The organism is candidate division KSB1 bacterium (genome assembly GCA_034521575.1).
Taxonomy (GTDB): domain Bacteria; phylum Zhuqueibacterota; class Zhuqueibacteria; order Residuimicrobiales; family Krinioviventaceae; genus JAXHMJ01.
In genome coordinates this window covers 2,566,002-2,584,410 of the sequence record JAXHMJ010000005.1, presented here as the reverse complement: position 1 = coordinate 2,584,410, position 18,409 = coordinate 2,566,002, and the positions used below count along the sequence as shown (strand labels likewise).

General features: G+C 51.1%; 21 protein-coding genes. 18 read left to right on the top strand and 3 right to left on the bottom strand.

Annotated features, from left to right (window positions below):
- Positions 1-6 precede the first annotated feature (6 nt).
- From U5R06_24660 to U5R06_24610, 11 genes are all read left to right on the top strand, one after another.
- A complete protein-coding gene (locus U5R06_24660) occupies positions 7-1,764 on the top strand; it encodes a family 16 glycoside hydrolase (GenBank protein MDZ7725925.1) in 1,758 nt (585 codons plus the stop codon).
- A gap of 60 nt (positions 1,765-1,824) precedes the next feature.
- Positions 1,825-2,700 (top strand): hypothetical protein, encoded by an 876-nt coding sequence (locus tag U5R06_24655; GenBank protein ID MDZ7725924.1) that lies wholly within the window; start codon positions 1,825-1,827, stop codon positions 2,698-2,700.
- Complete coding sequence (locus U5R06_24650) at positions 2,697-3,338, top strand: hypothetical protein (GenBank protein ID MDZ7725923.1); 642 nt, start codon at positions 2,697-2,699, stop codon at positions 3,336-3,338. Before U5R06_24655 ends, U5R06_24650 begins: the two co-directional genes overlap by 4 nt.
- A 29-nt stretch (positions 3,339-3,367) precedes the next feature.
- Complete coding sequence (locus tag U5R06_24645; GenBank protein ID MDZ7725922.1) at positions 3,368-4,672, top strand: hypothetical protein; 1,305 nt, start codon at positions 3,368-3,370, stop codon at positions 4,670-4,672.
- The gene (locus U5R06_24640) at positions 4,663-4,860 is read left to right on the top strand and encodes a hypothetical protein (GenBank protein MDZ7725921.1); all 198 of its coding nucleotides are present in this window, start codon (positions 4,663-4,665) and stop codon (positions 4,858-4,860) included. Before U5R06_24645 ends, U5R06_24640 begins: the two co-directional genes overlap by 10 nt.
- 15 nt (positions 4,861-4,875) lie before the next feature.
- On the top strand, positions 4,876-5,226 hold the full coding sequence (locus tag U5R06_24635; GenBank protein ID MDZ7725920.1) for a hypothetical protein: 351 nt from the start codon (positions 4,876-4,878) through the stop codon (positions 5,224-5,226).
- Between the two features lie 30 nt (positions 5,227-5,256).
- Positions 5,257-5,868: a hypothetical protein gene (locus U5R06_24630; protein ID MDZ7725919.1), complete on the top strand. Its 612-nt coding sequence runs from the start codon at positions 5,257-5,259 to the stop codon at positions 5,866-5,868.
- 109 nt (positions 5,869-5,977) lie between these two features.
- Entirely contained in the window at positions 5,978-6,256 is a 279-nt protein-coding gene (locus tag U5R06_24625) for a plasmid pRiA4b ORF-3 family protein (GenBank protein ID MDZ7725918.1), read from the top strand.
- A 61-nt stretch (positions 6,257-6,317) separates the two neighbouring features.
- A complete protein-coding gene (locus U5R06_24620) occupies positions 6,318-7,235 on the top strand; it encodes an NAD(P)-dependent alcohol dehydrogenase (GenBank protein MDZ7725917.1) in 918 nt (305 codons plus the stop codon).
- A gap of 723 nt (positions 7,236-7,958) precedes the next feature.
- Positions 7,959-9,197 carry a hypothetical protein gene (locus tag U5R06_24615; GenBank protein MDZ7725916.1) on the top strand — a complete coding sequence of 413 codons (1,239 nt, stop codon included), beginning with the start codon at positions 7,959-7,961 and terminating at the stop codon, positions 9,195-9,197.
- Positions 9,198-9,207: 10 nt separating this feature from the next.
- Positions 9,208-10,728 (top strand): hypothetical protein, encoded by a 1,521-nt coding sequence (locus tag U5R06_24610; GenBank protein MDZ7725915.1) that lies wholly within the window; start codon positions 9,208-9,210, stop codon positions 10,726-10,728.
- A gap of 168 nt (positions 10,729-10,896) precedes the next feature.
- Here the strand turns inward: U5R06_24610 and U5R06_24605 are convergent, their stop codons facing one another.
- Together U5R06_24605 and U5R06_24600 are read right to left on the bottom strand one after the other, a co-directional pair.
- Positions 10,897-11,658, bottom strand: coding sequence for a DUF1566 domain-containing protein (locus U5R06_24605; GenBank protein MDZ7725914.1), 762 nt, complete (start codon positions 11,656-11,658; stop codon positions 10,897-10,899).
- Positions 11,659-11,687: 29 nt separating this feature from the next.
- Positions 11,688-11,903, bottom strand: coding sequence for a hypothetical protein (locus U5R06_24600; GenBank protein ID MDZ7725913.1), 216 nt, complete (start codon positions 11,901-11,903; stop codon positions 11,688-11,690).
- Positions 11,904-12,046: 143 nt separating this feature from the next.
- On the opposite strand from U5R06_24600, the gene U5R06_24595 reads away from it, so the two are divergent.
- The 5 genes from U5R06_24595 (at position 12,047) to U5R06_24575 (ending at position 15,496) form a co-directional block, all read left to right on the top strand.
- Positions 12,047-12,646, top strand: a complete 600-nt coding sequence (locus tag U5R06_24595) for a hypothetical protein (GenBank protein MDZ7725912.1) — start codon at positions 12,047-12,049, stop codon at positions 12,644-12,646.
- A 44-nt stretch (positions 12,647-12,690) separates the two neighbouring features.
- Positions 12,691-13,239 carry a hypothetical protein gene (locus U5R06_24590; protein MDZ7725911.1) on the top strand — a complete coding sequence of 183 codons (549 nt, stop codon included), beginning with the start codon at positions 12,691-12,693 and terminating at the stop codon, positions 13,237-13,239.
- On the top strand, positions 13,182-13,622 hold the full coding sequence (locus U5R06_24585; protein ID MDZ7725910.1) for a hypothetical protein: 441 nt from the start codon (positions 13,182-13,184) through the stop codon (positions 13,620-13,622). The genes U5R06_24590 and U5R06_24585 overlap by 58 nt, the downstream gene beginning before the upstream one ends.
- Positions 13,623-13,769: 147 nt before the next feature.
- Positions 13,770-14,747 (top strand): histidine kinase, encoded by a 978-nt coding sequence (locus U5R06_24580; GenBank protein MDZ7725909.1) that lies wholly within the window; start codon positions 13,770-13,772, stop codon positions 14,745-14,747.
- A complete protein-coding gene (locus tag U5R06_24575) occupies positions 14,744-15,496 on the top strand; it encodes a LytTR family DNA-binding domain-containing protein (GenBank protein ID MDZ7725908.1) in 753 nt (250 codons plus the stop codon). Before U5R06_24580 ends, U5R06_24575 begins: the two co-directional genes overlap by 4 nt.
- A gap of 46 nt (positions 15,497-15,542) precedes the next feature.
- On the opposite strand, the gene U5R06_24570 is transcribed toward U5R06_24575, so the two are convergent.
- Complete coding sequence (locus U5R06_24570; protein ID MDZ7725907.1) at positions 15,543-15,941, bottom strand: PP2C family protein-serine/threonine phosphatase; 399 nt, start codon at positions 15,939-15,941, stop codon at positions 15,543-15,545.
- A gap of 83 nt (positions 15,942-16,024) precedes the next feature.
- Between U5R06_24570 and U5R06_24565 the strand changes: the two genes are divergently transcribed.
- A complete protein-coding gene (locus U5R06_24565; GenBank protein MDZ7725906.1) occupies positions 16,025-17,125 on the top strand; it encodes a hypothetical protein in 1,101 nt (366 codons plus the stop codon).
- Between the two features lie 475 nt (positions 17,126-17,600).
- Positions 17,601-18,209, top strand: coding sequence for a DUF1640 domain-containing protein (locus U5R06_24560; GenBank protein MDZ7725905.1), 609 nt, complete (start codon positions 17,601-17,603; stop codon positions 18,207-18,209).
- Positions 18,210-18,409: the final 200 nt, after the last annotated feature.

The following is an 18,409-nucleotide window of genomic DNA, read 5'->3' as shown; positions in this document are numbered from 1 at the left end:
CAGCTCATGAAAACAAACAATATGATCGCCGCCATGCGGTTCGTGCAACGGATGGACATTCGCGGCGCTTTAAAGATCGATCACCTGATTTTATATATTGCAATTCACCTCATCTTGTTTTCCGCGTTGACCGTTACAGGTCAGCCTGCTCCTCTATCGGATTACCGCTGGACGCTCATCAAGGCCGAGAATGAGGACAAGGTCACCGGACGGCACGAAAACGCGTTTGTCGAATACCAGGGCAAATTTTATCTACTGGGAGGTCGGGGCGTGAATCCGGTCAATGTTTTCGATCCCCAAACCCATTCCTGGAAAGCCAAAGGCAAATCGCCCCTGGAAATTCATCACTTTCAGGCGGTGGTTTACGGCGATGCCGTCTATTTGATGGGAGCCATGACCGGCGGCTATCCCAGGGAACACCCCCTGCAACATATCTGGATGTATTACCCGCAGACCGATACCTGGAAACAAGGCGCGGAGATTCCGGAAAACCGGCGCAGAGGCGGCGCCGGCGCGGTTCTTTACAACGATAAAATTTATCTGGTGGGCGGCATCAAGTTCGGGCATACCAGCGGCACGACCAACTCTTTCGATAGCTACGACTTGAAAACCGGCGAGTGGGACATCCTGACCGACGCGCCGCATATCCGTGATCATTTCCCGGCGGTTGTGGTGGATGACAAACTGTATTGCATCGGCGGCAGAAACACCAGTGTGCATCATCCGGATAATTTCGGCGCCTTTTTCAGCGCCACTGTCCCGCAGGTGGATTATTACGATTTTAAAGAGGAAAAATGGTTCACCCTGAAAGAGCCTCTGCCGGTTCCCACCGCGGCCGGCGGCATGGTCAGTATCGGCACGAACCTGATTTATATGGGCGGCGAGGCCAGCCAGGCCCAGGCCTATAACCAAACCCAGTGTCTTGATCTCAGCACGGGCACATGGACACAGCTAGCGCCGCTGTCGATCGGCAGACATGGCAGCAGCGCCATTTTATACGAGAATAATATTTACACGGCCGCCGGAAGCCCCAATAAAGGCGGCGGCAACATGACCTCTATCGAAGTTTTTTCGGCTGATCACGAGTGGCAAAGCCTCTTTAACGGCGAAACGCTCGACGGCTGGCAGGTCAAATGCCGGGAAAAAGATAAAGATCAAACGTTTTGGTCGGTGGATGACGGCGCCATCTATTGCAATTCTCTGGGAAGCACGGATCATGGCTATGTGTGGCTGCAAAATGAAAAAGAATACAGCGATTTTGAATTGCGGTTAAAATTCAAAGTCTCGCGCCAACACCGTGGGAATTCCGGCGTCCAGATTCGCAGCCGCTACGATGATAAAGCGGTTGTGGATGAAGGCGGCCAGGCCGGCTGGCTCGATGGGCCGCAGGTGGATATTGAGCCGCAAAATCCATGGCGCAATGGTTTTATTTATGACGAAACGCGCGACACCCGCCGGTGGATTCACCCGTCCCTGCCCGACTGGAAAATTGACAAGGAAACGTATGCGCCTAAAAGAGTGATTTACTACTGGGAAGACGAAGAAACCGGGTGGAACGATATGACGATTATTTGCCGGGGGACGCACATTAAAACCCGGGTCAATAATGTGGTGGTATCGGATTACGACGGCGCCGGCGTTCTGGATGACAATGCGCACCAAAAGTACAAGGTGGGCATGCGCGGACATATTGCGCTGCAACTGCATAAAAATTCGCAAAATAAAATCTGGTTCAAAGATATTGAACTGCGGGAGCTGAAATAGGGCCTGCCGGCGGCGGGCGGCGGTTTGAGCGTCATAAAAAATAAGCAAAGGAGCCTGGAGATGTTTTCAGAAATCAAACAAACCTGCTGTCGTATATCGACCGTTTTTACCGCCGTCTTTATAGTTACGATGACCGGCGGTTCAGCCAACGCCAAGGATATCGGGCACATTCAGCCCGGCGCCCGGAATCCGCTTTACTGGCAATACAACGGCGCGCCGGTGCTTTTGCTCGGCGGTACGGTCGATGACAATCTTTTCCAGATAAACAATCTAAAAGAACATCTCGACCTGCTGGCCTCGGTTGGCGGCAATTATGTGCGCTGCACCCTGAGCAGCCGCGATTCCGGCAACGTAAAACCCTTTGTCCGGGAAAACGGCCTGTTCAATCTGGATAAACCCAATCCCGATTACTGGAACCGCTTTGAACATCTGCTGTCGCTCGCGTTGCAGCGGGATATTATAGCACAGGTTGAACTCTGGGCCACGTATGATTTTTACTGGGGCGAATCGGGCTGGGCGCAAAATCCCTTTAATCCGAAACTGAACCGATCCTATTCCGCCTCGCAGAGTCGACTCCCGGAAGACATCGATTATCCGGCTCAGCAAAAAAACAATCCCTTTTTCCGCTCGGTGCCGAAACTGGATAACAATCGGCTGGTTCTCGAAACTCAGCAAAAATTTGTCGATACACTCATGTCCATCGCTCTGCAATACCCCAATGTGCTGTATTGCATCGACAATGAAACCAAAGCCCGACCGGAATGGGGCCGCTACTGGTCGGCCTATATCCGGGACATCGCCTGTTCGGCCGGCAAGGAGATTTACGTCACCGAGATGTGGGACAACTGGGACCCCACCAGCGGCCTGGTTGCCGGCGCCGTCAACCAAAGCCCTGGTTTGGGCGGATGGTATGCAGCAGTGCCGACCCGGAGATGAGCACGTGGGCAAAACCGTCGAACACGATCAATGATCCGGAATCCTATTCGTTTATCGATATTTCCAATCACAATGCCCAGCGGGGCGAGGTGCATTACAACACCGCGCTGTTTGTCAGGAATCATGTGCGGTATTCAAAGCATCCCCGACCCGTTAACAATGTGAAAATTTACGGCGGCATGCTGAACACCCTGGGACAGGATGGTGAATACTGGACCGGTTTTCACAAGGATGGCGAGGAGCGATTCTGGAGAAATATTTTTGCCGGACACGCATCCGCCCGTTTTCACCGGCCGCCTCACGGTCTGGCTCTGAATCACGTCGCCCGGCATCACATAAAAAGCATGCGCATGTTGACCGATGAACTCGATTTTATGAACAGCACGCCGGCGAATCATTTATTGATGAACCGGGAAGAAAATGAAGCCTATTGTCTGGCCGATAAAGGTGTGGAATATGCCGTCTATTTTACCGGCAAGGGCAGCGTCACTCTGGACGTTACGGCCGGTGACTATGAGACAAGGTGGCTGCAAATCCGGACGTCGCAATGGAGCGATGTGCAAACCGCGGAACTGCCCGGCGTATTAAAGACGCCGTCGGATGATCAGTGGGTCGTTTTGATCCGGCCGGTGGAATAAATGACTTCCAAAAGAAAAGGATGGAGAATATGGACAAGAAATTTTTCAGTCGTTTGGCGCATACTTTATGGATGACCATTTTTACCGCAATGTTCCTGACCGCCTCGGGCAATGCACAGGCCGGCGATGCCGGTTCCATTCAGCCCTGGCGCGACAATTCCTGCGTATTCTGGGAATACGACGGCAAGCCCATGATGCTCATCGGCGCCAGCGATGACGACAACCTGCTTCAGTGGAACGGCGATGCTCTCATCGAGCATCTTGATCTGATAAAATCAATGGGCGGCAATTATGTGCGCAACACCATGAGCGACCGGAGTGAAGGCAATATTTTTGCCGTCAAACAACTCGACAACGGCCGTTACGATCTGGAGCAGTGGAACGAGGCTTATTGGGATCAATTAACCTTTTTTCTCGACGAGACCGCAAAACGCGGCATTATCGTTCATCTGACTCTCTCGGACTGGTTCGATCTTTCGGGCGACGATGTGTACGGTCGTTTTGCCGTACATCCTCTGAATCCTGAAAACAACATCAACTGGGAAGCGGGCGCCATTGAAAATGCCTGGGATTACTATGGCGGTTCCCTTGAAGATGAAAATCAAAAAGCGCTCGACTATCAGCATCGTTACGTCGACCGTCTCATGTCCATCTCGGCGCGATACAATCACATTATTTACAACATTGGCAATGAAAGCGGTCTCGACATGGAATGGGATAATTACTGGGCGACTGATATCAAAAAAGCGGCAAAAGCGCGGGGGAAAACGATTCACGTGACCACCATGCGGTTTGCGCCGGACATTTCCGTGCGCCGGGTCATGAGCCGGCGGGATGTTTTCAGTTTTGTTGATGTTTCCCAGAACAACCAGGATGCCCTGGGACCGGTCGGCAAGAAACATTGGGAAAACCTGCTTTTTTGGCGAAAAATGATCGCCATGAGCGACGAGGGGCCGATGCCCATCAACAACGTCAAAGTGTATGGCGAGGGTGTCGGACTCAATACCGCAGCGGGGAGCGAAAAGGAAGCGGTGGAACGATTCTGGAGAAATATTTTCGGCGGCGCCGCGTCCACGCGGTTTCACCGACCGGCCAGCGCGACAGCGGCGCCTGGGGCTGGGGCATCGGACTTTCCGAGCGCGCGCAGCAAACCCTGCGCGCCGTTAATATGTTCCTGGATACATTTGATATTTACAGCGCCGAACCCTATGAAGCGTTCTCAACCGTGGGCAACTCGGTGGATTCCTATTGTCTGGCAAATATCGGCAAAACATATGCAGTGTATTTTCCCGCCGGCCGGGCCACGGTTCACCTGGACCCATGGGTGTATGTAAAAAAAGTCTCGGTCAAATGGCTGGATGTTGCCGCCCGCACCTGGAGCGAGGAAACAATCATAGAACCCGAATGGGATCATTTCGACGGCACCGATTGGTGGGGACCGCAGCGCATCCTCACCCTGACGCCCAAAGATCACCGGTCTTATGTGGCGGTAGTGCAAGTTTTACAAACCGGTAAAAAGTAATAGACAGGCAACGCCATGATATCATTCATATTCGCGGTTTTATGTATTATCCTTCCCGTGTCCGGGATCACCGGATCACCGGCAGACTATGAAATCGGAAACGCCCGCATTACCCGGACCCTCACGCTTCAGAACGACAGCCTGTTCTCAACTTCCCTGCTCCTGCACGCCGATTGCAGTCAATTTATCACAAAAAGCCGCAATTTTTCCTTCCGCGTCAATGACAAGCTCTACAGCGGATTCAGCGGCTGGCGGCTGCTGGGAAAAACCGTCATCCGGGACAGCAGCGGCGGCAGCGGACTGTGTCTGCGTCTGGCCGGATGCGTTCCCCCAACCCGATTTCGAGATCGAGAATCCGCTATCTGACCTATCCGGGACTGCCGGTCATACGCAGAGGTGTGCACGTTCATCAACACCGGAGATCAGGATCTGAAACTGGATTTCGCCGTGGTCACCAGCGCTTATGTGAACAATGATTCGCTGTCCGGGTCCTATGCCACGGATCACCCCTATTACCGCGATCACCGCGAGTCGTTCATTGTGTTCTATGAACGTCTTTTGGGACTGTTTGATGATCTGCACCGCGAGGCGCCGGAGCTGTTCATCGACTGTACGTTCGAGACCGCCGGCAAACTGCAGCTCATGGATTACGCCATTGCCAGGCACGCCGAGGTCAACTGGCTGTCCAATTTCGAATCGCCGTCGCCGGTGGGCCCCCTGCGCGTTCGTCACATAGCCTGGTGGCGCTCCCCCGCCCTGCCGGCCAGCTCGCTGGTCATCGGCAATCAGGCGCTGGACGATCCCGAGTTTGAATTTGCCCTGAAATCCCTGATCAACACCCTGCCCATCGTGCTCGGCGATCCGCGCCAGGTGCCGTCGCAACAACGGGCGCGCATCAAGGCGTGGTCCGACTGGATGCGGGACATGCAGAACCAATACAATTACATGTCGTTCCGCAAAGATTTGCCCGGATTCGGTGAACCCAGAGAAGGTCACTGGGACGGCTGACAGCGCATCAATTTATCAAAAACAATGTTATTTTTACACATAAATCCCCAGAGATTGATTTTGATGACAATTTTCAAGTAGATTATAAAAATATTAGGCTCTCTGATTTATTAACAAAAAAGAGAAAATCATTTACGAGTATGACTTTGGCGATGGCTGGGAACATGATATTGTTCTGGAAAAGATACTTGCCTTTGATGAAGACACCCAATATCCTGTCTGTCTGGACGGTGAGATGAATTGTCCGCCGGAGGATTGCGGGGGTGCATTCGGTTATTCTGACATGCTGGACATCCTCAAAGATCCTGATCATAAAGAATATGAAAGCACCATTGAATGGCTGGGAGGGGAATTTGATCCCAAGTATTTTGATAAAGAAAGTCAATAAATTGTTACAAGAAGAGGATTATGGATGTATCAAATTTTGAATCTGTAATGGGAATCTTGACATGAAAGCCGTTATATGCGCCCGCTACGGTCCGCCGGATGTCCTGAAAATCACACAGGTGGAAAAACCGGTCCCGAACAACAACGAAGTATTGATCAAAACAGCCGCCGCCACCGCCCATATCGGCGACACCCGTATCCGCCGGGCCGATCCGTTTCCGGTGCGGCTGGCCTTTGGATTGTTCAAACCGAAAAAGAATCTGATTCCCGGCATGGAAATCGCCGGGATCATTGAATCCGTCGGCAACAACGTGGCCGCATTCAAACCGGGAGATGCGGTGTTTGCCTTTACCGGATTCGGGCTGGGCGGATATGCCGAATACCGCTGCCTGCCCGTGAAAAACGGAAATCCGGAACGAAACGGACTGATTGCCCTGAAACCCGGAAATCTCTCCTGCGACAAGCGGCCTGCGGTTCCGGCCGGCGCCCTGACAGCATTGAAAAACCTGCAAAAAGCCGATATCCGCAAGGGACAAAGCATCCTCATCAACGGCGCCTCCGGCAGTCTCGGCACCTATGCGATTCAGCTGGCCAAATATTATGGCGCCAATGTCACGGCAGTGTGCAGCGCCGGGAATTTTGAGCTGGTTCTATCCCTGGGAGCGGATAAAGTCATTGATTATACCCGTGAGGATTTTACCAAAACCGGCGACCGATACGATGTGGTCTATGACGCTGTGATGAAATCCAGTCGCCGCCGCTGCAAACCCATATTGAAAACGAACGGGGTGTTTCTCAATAATTCGCATCTTGAAAAAATGACGGAAAACGATCTGCTGTTTCTCAAAGACCTGATCGAGCAGAACAAACTCAGGCCCGTTCTGGACCGGACGTATTCCCTGAATGACATAGTCGAGGCTCACCGCTATGTGGATCAGGGGCATAAGAGAGGCAATGTTGCAATTACCATTTGTGAGTAGGATGGGTTTGTAATGACGTTTATCCGGGTTTAATGAAAATTCGTTACAAACCCATCCTACTGTGAGCAATCCTTCTGTTACACGGCCTCCAAGCCGTTAATAACCGGAGGTAGAGCTATGAGTTTCAGCGTTTCAAGAGGTAGAGCCTTCGACACTCCTGCGCGACGGGGTGGAATCCAGACGCAATCGTGAGATATGATCTGAGACCCAGGACAGACACGAAACAAAGTTTCGCGGGCAATGGCGTACCAAAATGAAGTTTTGGCACGAGAGGGTGCGGTTGAACTCGAAAATTACCATAATAACAGCAACCGTTCCGAGATCAATATCCGAAAAGACAGGTTCTCGAATGCAAATCAGATCAAACAAGTATTCTTAGGCAATGCATACAAACATAGCACATTATGAAAACAGAGGGGGAAGCGGAAGACAGGCAGCCGAGCGGACGGCCTGCGTTTCTCAGCAGGACGGCAAACCGGTGTGCAGTACTAAAAAAGCTGAAATTCATATCATCTTGAAATAAAAACTTGTTGAATATTGGCATAATTTTGTGCATAATACATAACGCGCTTTGGCGCTAAACGAAAACATCGGTGTGTCTTTCAGAGGAGTGAATATCCAACCGGGCACGGCCTGAAATCAGCGGTTTATCGGATGCACAGATGATTTTCATACCGCTGATGATCACACCATAAAACTGAATCACCTGAAACAGGAGTTCTGATGAATAAAATAATACTATCCCTCACCCTGCTCTGCATCGTCTCATTATATTCCCAAACCATCCCCCTGCCCGAACATCCGCGACCGGATTTCAAGCGCAGCGAGTGGATCAATCTGAACGGCGACTGGAATTTCCGGTTCCATCCGCAGGACCGCGGCAATTCCGAGCAATGGTACCGCTACCCGGAGGACTTTGGACAGGAGATCACCGTTCCGTTTCCCTGGGGCGCGCCCCTGTCCGGGATCACCGATCAGGCGGATATCGGCTGGTATCACCGGGACATTGTGGTTCCGCAAAAATGGAAGAGCAAACAGGTGCATCTGATCATCGGCGCCTCGGACTGGCACACCACGGTCTGGCTGGACGGCCACAAGATCGGAGAGCACCGCGGCGGCTATACGCCGATTGAACTTGATTTGACGCCGTACGTCTATTTCGGCACGCCGCAGAAACTGGTGATTCGCGCCGATGACACGGAACACGAGTTCAAGCTGTTCGGCAAACAAGGCTACGGCAATGCACGCGGCATCTGGCAGACCGTGTATCTGGAAGCGCGGCCGCAGGAGCACATTGATTATATTCATTTCACGCCGGATATTGACACAGAGACAGTCACCGTCAAGGGTGAATTCGCCCGGCCTCTGCAGGGCAGCGCCGGTCTGATTTTAACATTTATGAACAGCGGCGTGCCGGAGGTCAGACGGGCTGTCAAAGGAAACACAAAAGAGTTCGAATTTGTTGTGAAAATCGAGGATCCGCGGCTGTGGACGCTGGAGAATCCGTTTCTTTACAACGTCGAGGTCGAACTCTTGACCAAACAGGCCACCGACCGGGTGTCCACTTATTTCGGCATGCGCAAAATCAGTGTGGAAATGCTGCCGGGCACGGATTTCCCCTATGTGGCGCTCAACAACGAACCAGTGTATCTGCAGATGGCGCTGGATCAGGCCTATCATCCCGAAGGCTATTATACGTATCCCAGTGACGAATTTATACGTAATGACATTCTGCGCACCCGTCGACTGGGTCTGAACGGTCAGCGCATCCATGTCAAAATCGATCCGCCGCGCAAACTGTACTGGGCCGACCGGCTGGGCGTGCTGATCATGGCGGATGTGCCCAACAGCTGGGGCGAACCGACTGAACCCATGCAGCAGGACTTTCTCACTGCCCTGCGCGGTATGCTGAAAACGCGATTTCAATCATCCGTCCATATTCTCCTGGGTGCTGTTCAATGAAACCTGGGGATTGGTTACCAAAACGGAAAAGGATGATGAACGGGTGTACACCAAAGAAACCCAAAACTGGGTGGCAGAGATGGTTCATCTGGCCAAAAAACTGGATCCCACGCGTCTGGTAGAAGACAATTCCCCGAACAAAAAAGATCATGTGATCACGGATCTGAATACCTGGCACGCTTATCTGCCCGGTTATGCCTGGGAAGAGCATCTGGACAAAATCTGCGAAAACACCTATCCGGGCTCAAAATGGAATTACGTCAAGGGACGCAAACAGGATGTGGAACCTAATTTCAACAGCGAATGCGGCAATGTGTGGGGGTATGAGGGCAGCACCGGCGATGTGGACTGGAGTTACGATTATCACCGCATGATCAACGAATTCCGCCGGCATCCCGAGATCGCCGGCTGGCTTTACACGGAACACCATGACGTGATCAATGAATGGAATGGTTATTATCAGTACGACCGCAGCGCAAAGATCACCGGACTGGACGATCTGGTGCCGGGGATGTCACTGCGTGACTGGCACAGTGCCTTTTATATTTCCACCGGCCAGGATATTTGTCGGGACGCCCGGCCGGGCGAAACGGTCGAGGTGCCGCTTTACGCCTCGTTCATGACCGGCTGTTGCGCGTCCGATTCTCTGACCCTGTCCACTCAGCTGCTGTTCCGCGATGCGCTGGGACAGGAATCTCTGCGACCGCAGTCCGATAGAATCGTCCCGTTCACCCCCTGGATGAACCACGCCCTGTCACCGCTCAAGCTGACCCTGCCCGATGAACCGGGTCTGGCCATTCTGCGCCTCGTGCTGCGCGACGCGACCGGCCGCGTATTGCAGCGCAATTTCACGTCATTCCGAGTGACCGGTGGAACACCGGAAACGCTGGTTCGGTCAGATAAGCCTCTGAGGATTTTGTCGTTTGCCCCGGACCGCTTTAAAGACGCGGTCTGGTCGCATAAACAGTGGAAGGTCATGGACGGACTCAAGGTCAACGGCGCCGGGTCCGGGTATTTCGAGTATCGTTTGCCCTGGCCGCAGGACCTGAATCCGGACGATATTGCATCCGCCGTGTTTCGCGCCGAATGCTCGGCCAAACAGCTGTTTACCAAAGACCGGGAAGCAGGCGGCGTAGAAGGCGATTACATGCGCGGCGGCGGCGCTGTGGATCGCAGCCGCAATCCCAATTCCTATCCCATGACCGATACGGATGAATTTCCCGGCGCCGTGACGCTGCAGTTCAACGGCGAGTCCCTTGGCATATTTGATTTAAAAGACGATCCGGCCGATCACCGCGGCATTCTCTCCTGGCACGCCCAGAAACAGGACCGCACCCTGCATGAAGCCGGTTCCTACGGGTACCTGGTCGAAGCCGGGATTTCAATGGACCTGCTGCAGCGCGCCGCGCAAAGCGGTGAACTGGTCATCCGGTTCAAGGTGGATGACAGCCTGCCAGGCGGACTGGCCATCTATGGTGAGAATTTCGGACGCTATCCCCTGGACCCGCAGGTGGTGCTGGAGATGAAATAATAAACTCGTCATCACCCGGATTTCCGCACAACTTGATGTCCGGTTTGACTTGCAGAAATGGCACGCAAAGACACGGAGGACTGAACGGCTTTGCGTGCTGTTTTTTTGAAACAAACCCTTGAATACAAATTCATGTGTGCATCATTCAGATGCACAGCCCCCGATTCTTTATTTGACCAGCAGCATACGCCGGACCTGCTGTTGCGATGCGAAACTCAAACGACAGAAACACATCCCGGCCGGTTGATTACCGGCGTCCCATCGATAGCGGTGCACGCCCGCCGGCAGCCGGGCATCCACCAGAATTTCAATCTCTTGCCCGATCAGATTGTATATCGTCAATCGAGTTTGCCCACTCTGATCCAGATTAAAAGCCAGAGTGGTGACCGGATTGAACGGATTCGGAACATTCTGATAAAGCCGAAATCCGGTCGGGATCGCGGACTGATCGACATCGGTGGCGGTACTGCTGATATTGCGCACCGGCCGTACATAATTATAAATGCGGATCACATCGCCCTGGGGTCCGTGGCCGTAGGGATACTCGGCAGGATCGCCCTGCTTGGGATCACTGCGCTGAGCCCCGGCGCCGTGCACATCCGTCAGAGTATAATTGCCGGAACCCGCCAGCATTTCCATAAATCCGAGCACGCGCCCGAAACTGATATACACAGCTTTATTTCCTCCCTGGTTTTCCACATGCGTGGTCGAGGTCCAGTAAAACGGATAATCTTTATTCCCCTCCTCATCCTCAATCACCGGCACGGAAAATAATAGAGAGATTGCGGGCGAACTTGGCTCTGACGACGAGCGTTCGTAATCGACAATGCTCTGCAGTTCTTTGGCATTGGGCAGACGCCAGTCGGAATAACCCAGATAATTTTCCGCATTTTTGTCTTTCACCCAGACGAGCGCCTCCTGCCAGTTCATGCCCTCCGGGCTTCCGGACTGATCCCACATCAATCCGATGGCCAGATATCGTTATCCCGGCAATTCGGTTGATTGCCGTTCATCTGGGCATCCTGGCCGTAGAACGGATCACCTGCGCCGGGTGCGGTTATTTCCCGGCTCTCGTCATAACAAATACTCTGCCCGGTATCCACCAGAGGAAAAGACAGATCGGCCGCATTCACGGCAGCCGCTATCAAAACACTGAGAAAAAATAAAAACCTCATACTCTGCTGCGGTTCATCTCTCCTTTTTACGCGTTCTTCCGCTCCGACTGCGTGTTCGTCGTCTCTGATTTCTTTTTACAGGAAAATCAACCTATATTTATCGCGTAATAAACACAACCACGAACCAATTCAGGAGATTTAAAATGAAACAACTTTCACTCACACTGGTACTGCTCATTGCAGCCGTTTTCACCGCAGCCGCACAACCTCTGGAACAATACGGACTCGACGGTTATATCGGAATATCCGGCCGGGCCTCCAGCGTATTTTCTGAAAATGCCGGTTATCTGGATGTGAGCGCCGGGATCAACATACACGAGAACTGGGTACTGGGACTCACTGCTTCCGGTTTGATTTACGATCATCAGATGAACAAACTGGTGGACGACGGCACCTATCACATGGGTCTGGTGTATGGCGGACTGTTTCTCGAACACCTGATCCCGTTGACCCGTCATCTGCAGGCATCTCTGTCACTGATGACCGGTCAGGGCCTGGTCAATTACCGTTATGACAATGAATACCGCGACGATAAAGTCTGGCACGAAGAGATCATCGACCAGACGACGTTTGGTGTTCAGGAATTATGCCTGGGTATCCGGTATCACTGTGTCCGACCAATTCCAGATCGGTTTGACCACGGGGTACCGCAACAGTTCCCCGATCGAACTCATCGGCACACCGGCAAACCTGATCAAAAACGCAAGCGCCGGACTGGATCTGAGATATTCATTGTAATTTAACCAAGCCGGCCACCAATGTGGCCGGCCTTTCAGGGTCACATATTATGTCACTGCGATTTAACGTTTGCCAACATCAACAAATCAGGCTCTGCAACAACAGCGAATGGGTCACGACATGCGGGCGCACAGATGCAGCCGCTGTTTTGCTGTGGATTGATTTCGGGCCGTACTATTTGCGCCGGCTGTATGATATCTGGAGTCCAACGCTGTCAAAATACCGTTTAATGATCTGGTATACCGGCAATAACAGCCGTCAAATGAACAGGCTGGCTGTGGAACCGGCACCGGTTTATGAACACATCATTCACTGTATTCATCAGTTGAGTGAACAGGTCGCGCGTCAACCGGTCATCCTGGTCGGACATTCTTTCGGTTCGCTGTTTGCACTACCGGCGGCATCCCGGCAGCCTGATCTGTATCATTCATATATAGGAATCGGGCAATGCATTAAACCGGCAGAAACGGTTCATTCCGCTTATCAAAGCGCTCTGAACACCGCCCAGTCACTGAGACACCGGCGTGTGTTCTTCAGAAAATGCTGCAAAACGGTCCTCCGCCCTATTCTCAGCGGTCGGGCAGCTCGTACCGGCTGATCTATTCTTATCTCGAAGAGACCGCTGCGAACATCCGGTTTCAGGCGACCCCGCTCCGGGATAAATGGTCGGTTTGGGACAACCGCTGTACGATGGCGCGGGGCCCTGCCCGCCGCAAACGCTCATTTTACCGCCGAATCTATCCGGCGCTGTTAAATCACAGGATTGATATTCAAAGACTGGACATCCCGGCCTGGTTCCTGTCCGGTCGATATGACTTTCTGAACGCCGGAGACCTGATTGAGAAAGCATTCAATGCTCTCAAAAGTCCCGAAAAACGCTTGTTCTGGTTTGAGCATTCCGGTCACCAGCTGGTGCGCCAGGAACCGAAAAAATGCGGTGACCTGCTGCACCAGCGTTTGAAAGCCGCTGCACGTTTTTAACTTGATAACCTGCGTCTTTTTTTGTATCATTGAGCTGACAAATTTGATAAGGTTCTCAAATTGATTCAGGCATGACTTTGAAAACGTTATCTGCGTATATTTTCCTATATCCTGCTGGGCTCTTCGCTGTTAACACTGCCGCTGATCGTGTACAAACATCTCAGCGGCTATGTGGTGCTAACGGGCTGGACTCAATTTGCACTCACCTGGCTCACCGGAACCGGCCTGACCGTACTGGTCATGAGCGTCATTCTGCTGACGGATCTTAAAATTATCCAGTCGCTGAATACGCGGCTGAACTGGTCGCAACACGTTCTGCTGCGCATATCGACAGAAACGGCTGCCGCCATGCTCTCCGGCGCATTTTTCGGTGCATTGTTTACCGCAATCTCTGAAACCCTGTTCGGCTATACCGAACCGCTGGGTGAAGTATTTCTGTACAATGCTCTGATCGGCGCGGTGACCAATCTGATCATGATCGCGGTGCTGGAATCCGTATTGTTTTACAAACAGCACCAGGAAGAAAAACTGCGGGCAGAAACATTAGAGCGCGAAAACCTGGGCATGCGCTTTGAGCTTTTGAAACGCCAGCTCGATCCGCATTTCCTGTTCAACAGTCTCAATGTTCTGTCGTCCCTGATCAACCGGGATACAGCAACTGCTCAGGATTTTGTGGACGAATTTTCAGCGATTTACCGCTATACCCTTGATGTCATTGACGAACCCCTGGTGACGGTCGAACGGGAACTGGACTTTATCCGCTCCTATATGTTTCTTCAGCAGCAGCGGTTCGGTTCGGCTGTGCGATTGAGTATCGAGGCGGACGAAAATGCAATGCATAGTCTGCTGCCGCCGCTGGCGGTGCAGGTTCTGGTGGAAAACGCATTGAAACATAATATTGTAACCGATGAACAGCCTTTGACGATCCGGATCGTCAGCCGGGACAACACACTGCTGGTGGTAAACACATTGCAGCGCAAGTCCGGCAGTTCATCAGGAAAACAAATCGGATTTGAAAATTTAAAGCACCGTTATCATCTGATTGCCGGTAAACTGCCGGAGGTCATGATTACGGAACAGGATTATCAAGTCAATTTGCCATTAATCGAACCGGATGAATCATGAACATTTGTATTATCGAAGACGAACAGCATGCGGCCGACCGTCTGGAAGAACTGATCCAGAGCGTGGAACCGGGCGCTGATATTGCCGCCAAACTGCCGTCGGTGGAAAAATCAGTACAATGGCTCAAAGAAAATACAACGGATTTGATCTTTCTGGACATCCAGTTATCCGACGGGTTGTGTTTTTCCATCTTTGAACAGATCAAGGTCACGGCCCCGGTGATCTTTACTACCGCTTTTGATCAATACGCCATGCGCGCATTCGAACTCTACAGCATTGATTATCTGCTCAAACCCATCCGCAAAGCTGATATTCAAAAAAGTCTGGACAAATACCGGTCCATGCAGACCATCATGCAGCCGGACCTGGCCAAACTCATGGCCGCGTTTGGGCCGCAGACGGAGTATAAGAAACGATTTCTCATCAAAACCGGCGACCGCATCACCACAGTGAACACCAAAGACGCCGCTTTTTTCTATGCAATGGATAAATGTTTGTTTCTGACCACGTTCAAAAAGCAAAACTATATCATCGATTACACCCTGGATAAACTGCAGGAAATTCTGGACCCGGACCCGTTTTTCCGCATCAACCGCAAAATGATCATTCAGTACAGCGCCATCAAAGACATGATCATTTACAGCCGGTCGCGCTACAAAGTCGATTTGCAGCCGCAGGCGCCGTCCATAGAATACGCCATTGTCAGCGGCGAGCGTATGCCGGAGTTTCGCAAGTGGATTGATAAATAAAAAGACAATTACCGTCTGCAGAACCAGCAAACGCGATCTACTCGCGTTACCGGACCTGTACCTTGGTGATTAATACAGTGATATCATTTAGCTGAGCGCTGCCGGATCTGTATTGGGCAATTGTGATGATCAGATGTGAATAAATCTCCTCAGGGTCCTGATCCGCGTAACTTAGGACAAGGCGCTGCAGCTGATCCTGAGAAAATTCGCGGCCATCGGCATCCACCGTTTCTGGCAAGCCGCCGCTGTAAAACAGGAATATGTCACCGGCTGAGATTGAAATGCGGTCTTGAGAATACTCACTCTGAGCCGACAAACCCAGGGCCGGATTCCCTGTGCGAAGCAATGAGAGGGTTGCACGCTTTTCATCATAATGCAGCAGCGGCGGATGACCGCAGTTTGCACAATAGCAACCGAGAACAGCATAATCAGAGTAATAATCCACAACTATAACCGTTCCACCCTTGAACAACATTCAACATTTTCGTATATTTACACAGCAGAAACCTGAATACCCTAAACGAGGTAATGATGAGTTTTAATAGAATCTGCGTGATTCTAATTGCTGTGCTATGTCTATTCGGCGCCGTTTCAGGAATACACGCACAGGAATTATCCGCCCTGAACGGCATGTCCATATCCGCACAGTGGTTCCTGTCCTATCTGAACGGCGAATCCGACGGGAGCGCCTATAATTATTTTACCATGAAGCGGGGTTATTTGAATTTTAAAAAACAGATCAGCGCGCATCTATCCACCCGGATCACACCGGATGTCTCTGTGGACGGCGAAGGAGACGGCCGGGGGGACATCGAAATGCGCATCAAATACTGCTACTTGCGTTATAAATTCAATGATGTCAGTATCTTGACACAGCCTTCTATTGAATTCGGTGTGGCACATCGCCCCTGGATAGATTTTGAACAAAACATTAATCCCTATCGGGTGCAGGGCACGCTGTTTTTGGAACGCGCCGGTATTGTCAGCTCGGCGGATTTTGGCGTAACAGCGTTCAGCCTGCTGGGCGGAGAAATCGATCAAGCGTATCAGGACAATGTCAATTCAGCGTATCCGGGACGTTACGGGTCTTTATCATTTGGTATCTATAACGGCGGCGGTTATCATGCGATCGAAGAAAACCGCAACAAGACTCTGGAATCGCGTATCACCTTGCGGCCTCTGCCTGATTTCATTCCGGGTCTTCAATTCAGTTATCACGGCATCTATGGCAAAGGCAACACTGCGCTGGCCCCGGACTGGGAGATGAATTCATTGTTCCTGTCCATGGAACACCGAATATTTACCACTACAGCAACCTGGTTCAACAGTCTGGGCAACGGTAAAGGCAGCTGGATTAATGACAACAATCAATCTGTCCGTATGACCGGATATTCTCTGTTCGCCGATGTGTATACGCCCGTAACCAACCTGTCTGTTTTCGCGCGTCACGATCATGTTGAATCCGTTGATACCGCCGTTGATGACACACGCAACCGCTGGATCAGCGGTATTGCCTACCATCTGCCCGGCGGCAGCAAAATACTCGTCAATTTTGATCATTATAAAAGAAATGCAGTTGTCACCAAAACAGAATGCGTGGCCGAGATTGCAATTGAATTAAAATACTGAGAAAACAAAACCAGCCGGACAATGTATATAAACCATAGCTATCATCGTCCGGTCGGGGTTTAACTCGCCAAATACATGTTCCTCTTTTGCTGCAAGATTCTAACGCGAATGCTATATACGCCTGTCGATTCCGAGCATCCTGCAAATCCTGTCATAATAACCAACCGCGACCCTTGGCAAAACAAGCCTGGACACAGAACATTATTTCAGAATCGCCACCTGTTCCATGCAGAAATAAAAGAAAACCTGGTTTCAGGTGTTTACCCAAGTAGCCCCCTGTCACAACCGGATTATTTACAATTCATAAACAATCCATATAGTCCTGGCGGAGACACTGATGAGAAATGGAATGGATGCGCATTAAAGACCGGCAATTTTACTTTCCAACCTTGCGCCTTTCCAACTTGACTTTTTGTTTGCATTTACCTGAAATATCATTAAATTACACAATGTTTATCCTATAAAGGAGGGTACAATGGCAAAAGTTGCTATCGTTGAAAAACCGTTAAGAGAAAAGCTGGGTGAAAAAGGCTCTCAAAGTCTCATTAACTTGATGAATGTAAGTAAAGAAGAACAAAAACAAGAGATGCTGACGTTTGTTGAGGAAAAATTTGAGCATCGCTTGACCACAGAAACCGGAAATGTGAATGAGCGCATCACTAAAGAAACAGGAGAGATCAAGCTTGCAATATCTCAAACAGAACAGCGTCTGGATAATCGGATCACTATAGAAATATCCAAAGTCAATGAGCGCATGACGGAAGAAATCGGCAAGGTCAATGAGCGCATGACGGAAGAAATCGGCAAGGTCAATGAGCGCCTGACGGAAGAAGTCGGCAAGGTCAATGAGCGCCTGACGGAAGAAATCGGCAAAGTCAATGAGCGCATGACGGAAGAAGTCGGCAAGGTCAATGAGCGTATGACGGAAGAAGTCGGCAAGGTTAATGTGACAATTGCCGATGTAGAAAAACGCCTTGACTCCAAAATTGAGCATACCCGCGCCGACCTCATCAAGTGGATGTTTATTTTCTGGATCGGTCAGATTGGTGCGATTATGGGGTTGTTGTTTGCTTTTTTTAAATAAATCGTTCCGAACAATTACGGCAACCGTCGCACAATTGGGAATTGTACGACGAGCCTATTTTTGTCGTAAAGCGCCCCTGCTCTGTAACAAATCAAAAGGCCAAAACAGCATCAGACCTGATTTAGTAACTCTGCCTTTCTTATCTGTCAACTAATTGTCTGTTTTTCCTTGTAAAATATCCCGAAAATTTTATATATTGA